Source organism: Amycolatopsis sp. NPDC051128 (assembly GCF_040682715.1).
GTDB lineage: Bacteria > Actinomycetota > Actinomycetes > Mycobacteriales > Pseudonocardiaceae > Amycolatopsis.
On record NZ_JBFBBN010000005.1, the window covers coordinates 142863 to 155962 of the forward strand.

General features: G+C 67.9%; 10 protein-coding genes. 9 read left to right on the forward strand and 1 reads right to left on the reverse strand.

The features are described 5' to 3' along the window. The first annotated feature begins 55 nt into the window (after positions 1-55). From AB0M82_RS08215 to AB0M82_RS08255, 9 genes are all read left to right on the forward strand, one after another. The gene (locus tag AB0M82_RS08215; protein WP_364718708.1) at positions 56-973 is read left to right on the forward strand and encodes a sigma-70 family RNA polymerase sigma factor; all 918 of its coding nucleotides are present in this window, start codon (positions 56-58) and stop codon (positions 971-973) included. Positions 974-981: 8 nt separating this feature from the next. Beyond that, positions 982-3771, forward strand: a complete 2790-nt coding sequence (locus tag AB0M82_RS08220) for an EAL domain-containing protein (protein WP_364718709.1) — start codon at positions 982-984, stop codon at positions 3769-3771. A 204-nt stretch (positions 3772-3975) separates the two neighbouring features. Next, positions 3976-5775 carry a methyl-accepting chemotaxis protein gene (locus AB0M82_RS08225; protein ID WP_364718711.1) on the forward strand — a complete coding sequence of 600 codons (1800 nt, stop codon included), beginning with the start codon at positions 3976-3978 and terminating at the stop codon, positions 5773-5775. Positions 5776-5780: 5 nt separating this feature from the next. Beyond that, positions 5781-6218, forward strand: coding sequence for a chemotaxis protein CheW (locus AB0M82_RS08230; RefSeq protein WP_364718712.1), 438 nt, complete (start codon positions 5781-5783; stop codon positions 6216-6218). Beyond that, positions 6218-8275: a response regulator gene (locus AB0M82_RS08235; protein ID WP_364718714.1), complete on the forward strand. Its 2058-nt coding sequence runs from the start codon at positions 6218-6220 to the stop codon at positions 8273-8275. The genes AB0M82_RS08230 and AB0M82_RS08235 overlap by 1 nt, the downstream gene beginning before the upstream one ends. Beyond that, the gene (locus AB0M82_RS08240; RefSeq protein WP_364718716.1) at positions 8272-9309 is read left to right on the forward strand and encodes a chemotaxis protein CheB; all 1038 of its coding nucleotides are present in this window, start codon (positions 8272-8274) and stop codon (positions 9307-9309) included. The genes AB0M82_RS08235 and AB0M82_RS08240 overlap by 4 nt, the downstream gene beginning before the upstream one ends. Beyond that, positions 9306-10565 (forward strand): protein-glutamate O-methyltransferase CheR, encoded by a 1260-nt coding sequence (locus AB0M82_RS08245; protein ID WP_364718718.1) that lies wholly within the window; start codon positions 9306-9308, stop codon positions 10563-10565. The genes AB0M82_RS08240 and AB0M82_RS08245 overlap by 4 nt, the downstream gene beginning before the upstream one ends. A 12-nt stretch (positions 10566-10577) precedes the next feature. Continuing rightward, positions 10578-10958 (forward strand): chemotaxis protein CheW, encoded by a 381-nt coding sequence (locus AB0M82_RS08250; protein ID WP_364718720.1) that lies wholly within the window; start codon positions 10578-10580, stop codon positions 10956-10958. A gap of 17 nt (positions 10959-10975) precedes the next feature. Further along, on the forward strand, positions 10976-11887 hold the full coding sequence (locus tag AB0M82_RS08255) for a diguanylate cyclase (RefSeq protein WP_364718721.1): 912 nt from the start codon (positions 10976-10978) through the stop codon (positions 11885-11887). Between the two features lie 18 nt (positions 11888-11905). On the opposite strand, the gene AB0M82_RS08260 is transcribed toward AB0M82_RS08255, so the two are convergent. Beyond that, entirely contained in the window at positions 11906-13081 is a 1176-nt protein-coding gene (locus tag AB0M82_RS08260) for a beta-ketoacyl synthase N-terminal-like domain-containing protein (protein ID WP_364718723.1), read from the reverse strand. Between the last annotated feature and the right edge of the window lie 19 nt (positions 13082-13100).

The following is a 13100-nucleotide window of genomic DNA, read 5'->3' on the forward strand; positions in this document are numbered from 1 at the left end:
ATCATGGCAAAAAGAGTCCGGACCATGGTCCAGGGTCATGTGAAAGGTGGTAGCCGTGGTCGACACCGATGTGGACGAATTGGTCCGTACGCACCTCTCTCTTGTCGCCGTCCACGTGCGCCAACTGTCCGGCAAACTGCCCCCACACGTCGATCGGGACGACCTGACCGCTGCCGGGCTGACCGCGCTGGTGATCTCCGCTCAGGCCTATCACCCGGAACGGATCAATTCCTTCGCCGGATTCGCCGGCGCCCGGATCCGGTGGGCGCTGCTCGACGAGTTGCGCGGCCTCGACTGGGCACCCCGTTCGACGCGAAGCCGGGCCCGCAAGATGGCTGCCGTCCGCCGGGACCTGACCACGGCGCTCGCCCGCACGCCTACCTCGGCCGAACTCGCCGAAGCACTGGTGATGACGGTCAAGGACCTCGACACCGCGCTCCAGGAGACGGACGCGGCGCAGGTGCTGAGCCTGCAGGGCCCCGCATCACACGCCCTGATCGACGTGCTCGCCGATCGACGACTCGGGCCCGAAGGCGTCATGTTGTACCGGGAGCGGATCGGCTATCTCCGTGACGCGGTCGAAGCGCTGTCGCCACGACCGAGGATGGTGGTGGTTCGGCACGTCCTCCAGGAGCGTCCGATGGTGGAGGTCGCCGCCGAGCTGGGGGTGACCGAATCCCGGGTGTCCCAGCTGCTCGCGCAGGCGATGGCCCTGCTCCGAGACGGCATCAACGCCCAGCTCGATCCCGACCTCGTGTCCCCGGGCGGCGACCAGAACAGTCCTGTCGTGGCGCGTCGGCGCGCGGCCTACTTCGCGCGCATCGCGGCCAGTGGTGATCTCCGCAGCAGACTGGCGATCACCGGGCATGATCCGCGTCAACCGGTCCGGTCATACCGCGGGCGCGAGAACTGTTACTCGAATCAACGACCCGTTTTCCTCAACCGTGCTCGACTGCTGCCGTTCATCACTTAGGACGCGGCATGGAACGCACCCGATCGGACACGATATTGCGTACCGACCTCCAGGATCCGGACACATCCACCACGGGCGGAAAGCTCGAACTCGAGCTTGTCGTCGAGCTGGCGTTGTCCGCCGAGTCCGCGGCATTGTGGCGCGTCGACTTCTCCGACGACGCGCTGACCTGGCGGCGTGGCCTTGACGACGTCCTCGGCATGCCCGGCGCGGCTGACACCGAGATCCGCGCCCAACTGGCCGAGCTGGTCGAACCACTGAGTCATTCCGCGCGGACCGCGCCCTTGTGGCAGAACTTCGAACTCGAACAGCAAATCGAATCAGCGGACGGCGCGATCCGATGGATTCAGTTCCGCGCGCGCAGATTCGCCGACCGCGGCGCAGGTGGTGTGCTCGGTATCGCCACCGACGTGACCGAGCAGCACGAGGCCACCATGGCACTGGCCGATCTCGCCGATCGTTACCGGCTGCTCAGCGAACTCAGCCCGGACGGCATCGCGGTTCACGAAGCCGGCATGGTCGTGTATGCCAATGCGGCGAGCGGGCGCCTCCTCGGCCTGAATTCCAGCGCGGAGATGCTCAAGCGCTCGATCAGCGAATTCGTGGATGCGGACTCTGTTCCGGAAATGCTGCGGCGCATCGCGGGGCTCACGACGCAGGGCGCGACATCCGAACCGGCGGAGGCGAGTCTGGTGCGGGCCGACGGCACGAAAATCGTCGTCGAGACGGTCTCGGTGCGGACGATGTGGGAGGGGCGGCCCGCGTTCCAGGTGATCCTCCGTGACCTGACCGTGCAGAAGGCGGCCGAGGCGAGCCTGCGCTATCAGGCCGCGCTGGTCACACACGTCAGCGACGCGATCATCGCGATCGACCGTTCCGGCCTCGTGACCAGTTGGAATCCGGCTGCCGAGGCCGTCTATGCCCGCCTGGCCGCCGATGCCATCGGCCGGCCGGCCGGTGAGATACTGGGCACCGAGCTCGACCCGCGCGCGGTGATCCGAGCGGGTGGTCTGATCGACAGCACCCATCGCCGGCCCGACGGGGTGACGGTGAACGTCCGAGCCTCCGTGGCCGAGATGGGCGACGGGTATGTGCTCGTGTGCGCGGATGAAACCGAACGACGCCTCGCTCAACAGCGCTTCAGCAATGTGGTCGCCTCATTGGAGGAGGGCGTCATTGTTCTCGGGCCCACCGGGGTGGTCGAATCCGTGAACCCGGCCGCCTGCCGCATCGTGGGGGTCAATGCGGAACGACTTATGGCTTTGTCGACGCCGGCGTATCCGCTGTATGACGAGGCGGGCGTCGTCGTACCGGTGTCGGACCACCCGGCCGCGATCAGCCGGAACACCGGCGCCCGGCTGAACGGACATGTGTTCCGCGTGCCCCGGCCCGATGGCGAAAACATGTGGATCTCGCTGAGCACGCGGCCACTCAACAGCGACACGGTCCCGCCGCACGCGGTGGTCGTCTCGTTCAGCGACATCTCCGAGCAACGGGCCGTCGATGATCGCCTCCGTTACGACGCGACCCACGACGCGCTGACCGGGCTGGCCAACAGGGCGCTGGTCCTGGAACGACTCGCGACCACCATTCGGACGTCTGAACGTACGGGGGGCACCGCGGTCCTGTTCATCGACCTGGACAAGTTCAAGGTGATCAATGATTCGCTCGGGCACCGTTTCGGCGACGCGGTACTGCGGATCGTCGGGAAGCGACTGTGCGGCGAGGTGCGCGAGGGCGATCTCGTCGGCCGGATCGGCGGCGACGAGTTCGCGGTGGTGGTGGCCGGCGTCGCCGATATGACCGCGTTGCGAGCGATTGCCGGTCACCTGCGTGGCTCGCTGGCCAACCCCATCACCTTCGAAGGTCGTCAGCTGCACATCGACGCGAGCATCGGAATCGTCGTGGCCGGCCCGCATGACGAACGGAGCGCGGACGACCTGTTGCGGGACGCGGATATCGCGATGTACCGGGCGAAGACACAGGGACGCGGCCGGTACGAGTTCTTCGATGTCGAGTTGCGGAAGCGGATCCAGCAACAAGTCCGCATGGAACAGGACCTGCGTGACGCCGTGAGCAATGGTCATCTCCGGATGGCCTACCAACCCGTCGTCGACATCCGGAAACGGCGGCTGGTCGGAGTGGAGGCGTTGTTGCGATGGTCCGATTCGCAGCGCGGGAACATTCCGCCGTCGGATTTCATCCCGCTGGCCGAGGAGAGCGATCTGATCAATCTGATCGGCGAGTTCACCCTGCGAAGGTCGACCGAGGAGATCACCGCGTGGTGCGCGCGGCACAACCTGGACATCGATCTCGCGGTGAACCTCTCGGTACGTCAACTGGAGGACCCCCAACTGGTCGCCTTGGTGGACGAGGCGTTGCACGCCACCGGACTGCCGGCCGAACGACTGCGACTGGAGATCACCGAAACCGCGCTGATGCGAGACCCGGCGAGCGCGCACCTGATACTGAACGACCTGCGCGTGCTCGGTGTGCACCTGGCCATCGACGACTTCGGCACCGGCTATTCGTCCCTCGCCCAGATCCGCAAGCTGCCCGTCGACGCGTTGAAGATCGACCAGTCCTTTGTCAGCGAACTCGAGGAATCCAGTGAGGCGCGGGCGATCGTGGCCAGCATCATCGCCATGGCGCACGGCGTCGACCTCACCGTGATCGCCGAGGGCGTGGAGACCGCGACGCAGTTCGATATCCTTCGTGACCTGGGATGCGACCAGGTCCAGGGCTATTACTTCGGCCACGCGGTCGCCGCCGAGGACCTGTTGCCCGCACCACTCTAGTGGTCCCACGCCGGGAATTCGGTGGACAGGTGCGACGGGTTGGGCAGCCTGATCGGGTGATCGTTCGGCGAAACTATCAGATGGTGTCGATCACACCCGCTCTGTATAAGGGTGATCCATCGGATATGAAGGGCCGGTACTCGAATGGCGAGTAAATTGAGGGCTCGCTTGGCCTCGCTACCGCGCCGGTTCGCCGTCCGCCTCGTGGCGGCGATCCTGGTGACCTCGCTGCCGTTGATGATCACCCTGGCCGTGGTGTTGACCGCGCAGGCGTCATCGAGCCTCACCGCGGCAAGCGAAGATCATGTCGAACATGTGGCGCGGGCGGCAACGCAGCGGTTGACCCTATGGGTGTCCGACCGCGAGACGAACGTCGCGACCGCCGCCAACGCGCTCGCTGATCAGCTCGACAGCCCTGCCTTGGCTGGGTTGCTGACCCGGCTCGGCAAGGCCGACACCAGCTACTCGCTGCTTGAGGCCACCGATCTGACCGGCAAGGTACTGGCCTCCAACAAGGCCGGGGCCAGCATCGACGGCACCGGCCAGGACTGGCTGCGTTCCGCCGCATCCGGGCAGCCCGTGGTGACCTCGCCGCTACGGCAGGGTGATCAACTCCAGTGGATAGTCGCCCAACCGATCATCGGTGCGGACGGACGTGTCCAGGGAGTGGTGGTCGGCGACCTCCAAGTCGAGTCGCTGGCGACCGTGCTGGTCGACCCCGATGAGGCGGGCTCCGAGGGAATCACCGTCGTCGACGCGCAGCGACGGCTGATCTTCGACACCACATCGATGCGCCGAGTCGCCGACGACGCGGGTCTGCTCGCCGCCGGCGCTCTGCAAACCACGGTGGACAACGCGGCTCTTCCGGCGAGCGGCACCGGCACGGCAGGCACCACCGAGTTCACCGAGTTCCAGGGGCGTCCGGTGCTCGGAGGCTATGCCATCGTCGATAGGCTGAACTGGACGATCTTCAACCATATCGACACCAGCGAAGTGCTGGCTCCCATCGCCGTTCAACGAACCCTGGCGATCCTGATCGGCATCATCGGCGGCATTCTCGCCGTGGCTGTCGCCATCGGGCTGGCCTGGCGGACCACCCGGCCGATCCAGCGACTGACCGCCGTAGCGCGCAGGGCGGCCGCCGGCGACTTGACGGCTCAGGTCGAGCCGGGAGGTTCCAGCGAACTGGTGACCCTCGGTGAGTCCTTCAACGCCACCGTCAGCACCTGCCGACAGCTCGTTGACCGGGTCTCGACCGCGGGTGTCGAGGTGAACTCGGCCGCCGCGGAGTTGTCGGCGTCCTCGGAGGAACTGGCGAGCACCACCATCGAGCAGAGCTCGGCGATCACGCAGGCCACCGTGACCTCCCAGGAGCTGGCCAAGGCATCGGCCACGATCGCCGACACCGTCGACCAGGTCGCTCGCCAGACGGCCGACACCCGGGACAACATGGAGCGCGCCGAGGCCGACATCATGCGGTCCAGTGAACACACGATCACGTTGGCGGAACGGGTCAACGACATCGACAGCTTGCTGGTGCTGATCAACGACATCGCCGATCAGACCAACATGCTCGCCCTCAACGCGGCGATCGAAGCCGCCCGGGCGGGCGAGCACGGCCTCGGCTTCGCGGTGGTCGCCGAGGAGGTCCGGCGACTCGCCGAGCGTTCCAAGTCGTCCGCCAGTGACATCGCCTCGATCGTCACCGCGGTGCAAGGGGAGACCAACGCCACGGTGATGGCGATGGAGAAGGGGGCGAAGCAGATGCAGCAGGGTGTCTCCTTGCTGGAAGCGATCACCGACGCGCACGGTCAGGTGCGGATGACCGCCCAGCAGCAGCGCGGCGCCACCGCTCAGGTGGTCGAGACGATGGGACAGCTGACCGACGCCAGCCGCCAGGTTTCCGCCACCGCCTCGCAGGTCGCCTCGGCCGCGGTTGACCTGGTCGAACTGGCCGGAACGCTGGAAGCCGCCGCGGCCGCCACCGGACGCGGAAGCCGGTGATCGGCGTGCAGACCGTCCTTCTTCCGGTCGGCGACGACCTGTACGCGTTGCCGGTCGGCTGGGTGGGCGAGGTGATGGTCACGCCATCGGTGACCCCGCTGGTGACCGCGCCGGCGCTGGTCCTTGGCCTGTTCAACCTGCGAGGTGAGATCGTCCCACTGCTCGACACGGCCGCGCTGCTGGGTGTCGGCCGCGTCGGCGCGGCCGCGTTCACCGCCGTCCTACGCTGCCCACTGGGTCCCGCCGGGCTGGCCGCCACCGACTTCCCGCAACGCGCCGAGCTCGACTCGCCGATCGGACCATCGGATCTGTACGGCACCGTCGGTATGTACCGGGTCGATCAACGGGTGGTCGTGCTGCTCGACCCGACTGTCCTGCTCGCGGTGGAACGAATCGGCGAGCCGGATGTCCGGGTTGTCCGCCGGCCGGTGGCGACGCCCTGATGGCCGCGCTGAGCATCCACCAGGTGCGGACGTTGTTCGTGCAGGAAGCCGAGGGCCGCCTGGCTCACTTGGACAAGTTGCTGCTCGAACTCGAACAGGCGAACGGCGACCAGGAGTTGATCGACTCCGTCTTTCGGGAGCTGCACACCATCAAGGGTTCCTCGGCGGTGGCCGGGCTCGACGAGGTAAGCCGGCTCGCCCATGACCTGGAAGATCTGCTGGGCGACGCGCGGGCCGGGCAGCGGGCCACGACACCCGATGTGATCGACGCCCTGCTCACCGGGACCGACCGGTTGCGCGCGCTGATTCCTGGCGACGGCGACGGCGGGGCCGAGGCCGGGGCCGGGGCGGGGGCCGGGCCGTCCGCGGCCGCCACCGCGGCCGGGGCCGACGGCGGGGCCGGGGCGTCCGCGCACGCCCCCGTTAGAGACGTTCGGCCGGTCCGGCAACATTCCGCGGACAGTGGGCAGGACCGCGTCCAGCGGACCGGCGACGTGGTCATGGTGTCGATGGAGCGACTGGACGAGCTGATCCGCCTGGTCGGCGAATCGGCGTCGGCGCACCTGCGGGTCGGGCGCATGCTCCAGAACCGGTTCAACGTGGATCCGGCCTCGGTTGCCGAGTTCGACAAGCTTTCCCGGTCCCTGAACGATCTCCAGGACCGGGCGATGCGGACCCGGATGGTGCCCGTGGCCACGATCACCGACCAGTTGCACCGGGCGGTCAGGGACTTGGCCCGCGCCGAGAGCAAAGACGTTCGCTGGGAGGTGCGCGGCGTCGACACGGAACTGGATCGCGGAGTCCTGCATGAGCTCTCCGATGCCCTGCTGCATGTGGTGCGAAACGCCGTCGACCACGGGATCGAACCTCCCGCCGAACGCGCGGCGGCCGGCAAGCCGGCCCAGGGCACCATTCGGCTGCACGCCATGCAGCTCGGCTCCGAGGTGATCATCGCCGTCACCGACGACGGCCTCGGCATCGACCTGGACCGTGTGCGACGGACTGCCGCCCGCCACGGCATCGACACCGAGGGGATGGAACCCGACGACCTGTATCAACTGATTTTCCGGTCAGGCCTGTCCACCGCGTCCTTCGTCACCGATGTTTCCGGCCGGGGGGTCGGCCTCGATGTCGTGCGCGCCAACGTCGAGGCGGCCCGTGGCCGGGTCGAGGTCCGGTCGGAACCCGGTGGTGGCACCGAGATCAGGATCATCGTGCCGATCACGCTGGCCGTGTTGCGGTGCCTGCTGGTCGAGGTGAGCGGTCAGCGCTTCGCGCTCCCGTTCCATCGTGTGGTCTCGTCGCAGAATCGTGGCGCGTCGGGTGAACTCCACGCGGAGGGCCGGCCCGCGGTGTGGGTCGACCGCAGGTCCGTTCCGGTGTCGGCCCTGGCCGACATTTTGGCCAACTCGCCCGGGGAACCGGCCGCGGGCCCCATCGTCGTGCTCGCGGACGCGAGCCGCCGGCACGGCTTCCAGGTGGACCGGCTGGTGGGTCAGCGTGATGTCGTCCTCAAAGGACTCGGCAGGCTGGTGCCGCACGTTCCCGCCGTCGCGGGCGCCAGCGTGGAGCCGGACGGATCGGTGCTGATCGTGCTGGACCCACCCGGGCTGATTCAACGCGCCCGTGCCGCCGGCCGCGTCGACGCACGGCCCGCGCCCACCAATCATGCCGACACGCTGCGCCAGCGGATCCTCGTCGTCGACGACGCCCTCACCGTCCGCGAACTCCAGCGCAGCATCCTGGAACGAGCGGGGTTCGACGTCCGGGTGGCGACCGATGGCGTCCAGGCCCTGTCGAGCCTGGCCGAACATTCGAGTGACCTGGTGCTCACCGACATCGAAATGCCCAACATGGACGGTTTCGCCCTGACCGAGGCGATCAGGGCGAAACCGTCCCTGGCCAACATTCCGGTGCTGATCCTCAGCTCCCGCTCCAGCGACGCCGACCGTCAGCGCGGGCTTGACGTCGGCGCCGACGGTTACCTCCTCAAGAGCGGCTTCGACCAGAGCAACCTGGTGACCGCGGTGAACCGCCTGCTCGGGGTGGGGCCGTGACCGAGAACGGCGCGGTGATCCGCGCCTTCCTCGTCGAGAACGCCGTCCCGGAAGGCCCGCAACTCGCCTCGGTGCTCCGGCATGACGGCGATATCGCCATCGTGGGCCGAGCCGCCACGGCGACCGTGGCGATCAGGCAGGTCGCCGATGCCCGCCCAGATGTCGTGGTCCTCGACCTGCACGTCGACGACGACAACGGACACCACGTGATCGAGCAGATCATGGCCAACACGCCGACCCCGATCCTGGTCCTGGTCCGGGGAACCGACCACCGCCACTCCCCCGACGTGGTGGCCGCGCTCGTCGCCGGCGCGTTGGACGTCCTGCCCGCCTCGGCCCCGTGGACGCCCGAGTCGGGGGCCGAGTTGCGGCGGGTCGTTCGCCAGATCGGCCGGGTGCGAGTGATTCGGCATCCGCAGAGAAAACCGCTTCCCGTGGCCGACAGCGGTCGCGCGCCACACGCGAATCGGCAACCGGTGGTCGCCATCGCCGCTTCCGCCGGCGGCCCCGGGGCGCTGGCCACCCTCCTACCCGATCTCGACGGGCTGCCCGCCCCGGTCCTCGTCGTCCAGCATCTGCACCCCGAGTTCACCGGCAGGCTCGTGGAGTGGATGTCCCGAATCTCGGCGCTGCCGGTGGAGACGGCCGCGCACGGTCAGCTCGCGCGTCCCGGTCATGTCTACTTCTCCCCCGGCGGCCTGCATCTGCGCCTCGGCGCGGATCGGCGTCTCGAACTCACCGAGCAACCGCCGAGCACTCACCGGCCCTCCGCCGACGAACTGCTGTTCTCGGTCGCCGCGAACGCCGGACCGGTCGGTGTGGGAGTCCTGCTCACGGGCATGGGAGAGGACGGCGCCCGGGGGCTGCTGGCCATCCGCCGCCGCGGCGGGCGCACCATCGCTCAGGACGAAGCCTCCAGCGCGGTCTTCGGGATGCCGCAAGCCGCCCAGCGCCTCGGCGCGGTGATCGAACTGCTGTCGCTGGACCTGGTGGCCGCGGCGGTCCAGCGTGCCGTACGCAAGGTGGCGCCATGACGGGAAACCGCGCGATCGAACCCGACGTCGACCGCGTTGCCGAACTACTCGGCCTGCGGATCGGCCTGCGGCCCGAGTCCAGCGTCTCTGATCGCCTGTCGCGAGGCGTCCACGAGGAGATGGCCGCCCGTGGGATCGATGGCGCCGCCTTCCTCGACATCCTGAGAGTGGACGACAACGCGTTGCAGAGCATGGTCGACCGGGTCACGGTCCAGGAGACGTCCTTCTTCAGGCACCCGGAGCACTTCGAGATCCTCGCCAGGGAAATCCTGCCCACGCTGCGGCCTCCGGTGCGGATCTGGAGCGCGGCCTGCTCCAACGGCCAGGAAGCCTTCAGCTTGGCCATGCTCCTGGACGAACACCATGTCGATGGGGCGGTGATCGCCACCGACCTGTCGACTGCCGCCCTGCGGCGCACCACGGCCGCGCAGTACACCGCTCGGGAGCTGACCGGGCTGTCCGCCGATCGGCTCAAGCGTCATCTGACCAGAACCGGCGACCAATGGGAGATCAACAAGCCGATCCAGGACCGGGTCACCGTGTTCCGGCACAATCTCGTTCATGCCATCCCCGCGGCGGCCCGTGGCTGTCAGGTGGTCTTCTGTCGTAACGTACTCATCTACTTCTCGCCGCAACACTCCCGTGAGTTCCTCGACCGGCTGGCTGACGCGTTGCCACCGGGCGCGGCGCTGTTCGTCAGTTCGGCCGAGACCATCTGGCAGGTCACCGACCGTTTCGATGCCGTCAAGGTCGGCGAGAGCTTCGTGCACAGAGTCCGTCCCGCGATAACCGCTGTCCCCCGACCAGTTCGCCTCACATCGGGGTCGAGCAGGCGCCCGGTACGCGGGGCCGGCGACAGCCCCGTCTCGCGTGGCGCCGGCCAAAAGCGCCCGCAACGGCCCGCCGCCGACCGGGAGCAGCCGCCGGTCCGCTCAGACGCCAAGTTGACGCCTGACCGCGACGACGCGGCCCAGGCGACGCTCGCGGCCAAGACCGGCCAGGCGGCGGTGGCCGCGGGCGACGGTGACTCGGCCGTCGTCGCCTTCCGCAGATGGACCTATCTGGCCCCGGACGACGCCATGGCCCACCTGAATCTCGGACTCGCCCTCGACGCGGCCGGTGATCAGCCGTCAGCCCGACGCGCCTACGGTGCGGCCAGGCGCGCCATGGTCCACGCCGATCCCACCGATCTCGAACACGCGATGGACGGGTACGCGCCCCACGAGCTACTACGCTTTCTCGATGCCAAGAAGTGAGGTGCGCACGCTATGACAACCGTGGTGTGTTTCCGAAATGCCGGCGCCGCGTACTGCATTCCGGTCGAAGCCACTCGCGCGGTGCGGGATGTCTCCGGCATGGTCGACCTGCCCTCGACGCGAACGAATGTCGCCGGGATCGTCGCCGGCGACCCGCCGCTGACCGTCATCTCGCCGCTCGGCTCCAGTGGCACCAAAATCCTCGTCGTGGAAGCCGGGGGAAAGAAATTCGGGCTGCTCGTCGACGCGGTGACCGGCCTGCACTGGATCGACGACGCCGACATCCGCCTCGCCCCGCACGGTCAGGAGCAACAATTGATTTCCGGAACCATCGACACGGGTGGTCAAATCATGATGGTGACTGATCCGGACACGCTGGCGGCACAACTGTGACCGGGCCGGGTGCCACGGTGCTGGTCGCGGATGACTCGTTGGTCATTCGTGCCGTGGTCCGCGCCGCTCTCGAAGAGGAGGGCTATCGCGTGACAGAGGCCTGCGACGGGACCGCGGCCGTCGAACAGTGCCAGCAGAACCCGCCCGATGTCGTGCTGCTCGATATCGAGATGGGCGGGCTCAACGGACACGAAGTCCTGGCCGTGCTCAAGAGCGACCAGCGGCTGAAGGAAATACCAGTAGTTTTCCTCACCGGACGCACCAGTCTGGCCGATGTCGTCGCCGGACTGCGCGGCGGCGCTCACGACTACCTCAAGAAGCCGTTCGAGACCGCCGAACTCCTCGCCCGCGTCGCCTCCGCGACGCACGTCAAGAACCTCCAGGATCAGCTACAGAAACGCAACACGGAGTTGGAGCAGGTGAGCAGCACCGACACGCTCACCGGACTACCCAATCGCCGGCATCTGGAAGAACAACTGGAAAAACTCCGCAGCGCCGCGCGGCGTCACAAAGAACCGCTCACGGTGATCCTGTTCGACATCGACCACTTCAAACGCGTCAATGACACTTATGGACACGTCGTCGGCGATCTGGTCCTCCGCGAATTCGCTCACCGCCTCAGCGCGCAGGTTCGCCGTGAAGACACCGTGTGCAGGTGGGGCGGCGAGGAATTTCTCGTGATTCTGCCGGGCACCGACATCGACCACGCAAGGCCGGTCGCCGAAAGAATCCGCAGGGCCATTTCCGCCCCACCGATGATCGTCGCCGGCCACCACCTTGCCATCACGGTCAGCGGAGGTTGTGCGCTTGGGCCGGGTGATTCCATGGACGAACTGATCCGTCAGGCGGACGCCCGGCTGTACGAGGCGAAGGACATGGGGCGGAATCGCATCGTCGCTCCCCCGCCGGCTGACGCCACTATGCCTTGACGTCCGGGCGGGCAGGCGTCACGCCGGTGGGCCGCTCTGTCCCGGCGCGAGAATCACGACGGCGTTGTGGCCACCCATACCCAATGACGACTTGAGCGTCAGCCCACCGCTGATCGGAGTGTGACCGTTCAGCAGCTGCGGATGACCCGGCGCCACGGTCGGCGGCGCGGGGACGAGACCCCGGTCGTAGCCCAGGGCGGCGACCGCCACCTCGACCGCCGCCGCGGCGGCCTGGCAGTGGCCGGTGAGCGGCTTGACGGAGTAGACCTGCGCGGTGGCGGGCAGGTGTGTTTCCAGCATCCGCGCCTCTGTCGTGTCGCACTGCCGGGTTCCCGGCCCATGTGCGTTGAGATACCGAACGTCCGACGCCGACACTTGCGCGTCGGTCAGCGCCTCCCGGAAACAGCGGTGCACCTCGGTCGCCTTCGGATCGATGGAGATGGCGTGGTAGGCGTCATGGGTCATCGCACCGCCGAGCACCAGCGCATAGGGCTCCGGCGCCGAGCGGGACAGGACGAAGGCCACCGACGCCTCACCCATGATGAAGCCGCGACTGCCCTCCTGGAACGGGCGGCAGGCGTCCAACGGCTCGGCGTCGGTGATCACGACGCCGAGGTGCACGAAGTTCCGGATGTTCTCCCTTGTCACGGACAAGTCGGTGACCACGAGGAGCACATCATCCACGATGCCGGCGTCGAGCCAGGACTTCGCGGTGATCAACCCGGCGTTCCCCGATGCGCACATCGCCGACACTGTCATGGCCGGACCGTGAAAACCGTTCTCCCGCATCAAAGCCGCCATTACGGTCGACGGCATGAGCGCGAGGTACTCCCGCCTCGACGTGTGGTCGTGGGCCGTGCGATAGAAGTCTCGCCACAGGTTCACGTCGCCAAGCACCATCGCGTGCAGCAGGCCCACCCGCCTGCCTTGCTGCCAGCCACGATCTACGGCGTCGGCGATGGCCTCCCGCGCGGTCGCCCGCACCGCGCGGGTGAACCGGCTGGGGCCGTCCGCCTCGTCGCCGCCGTCGGGCACCAGGGCCACCCAACCGGGCTCGTCCACGGTCAGCCCGTAGCCGTCGGTGAGTGCGGCGGCCGGTTTGCCCGAGACGAGTCCGTCCCACAGCGACTCGCGACCCCATCCGTAGGCCGTGACCGCGCCGATGCCGGTGATGCCGACCTTTTCCACGTTCATTTTGCGCTTGCCGTCCTTC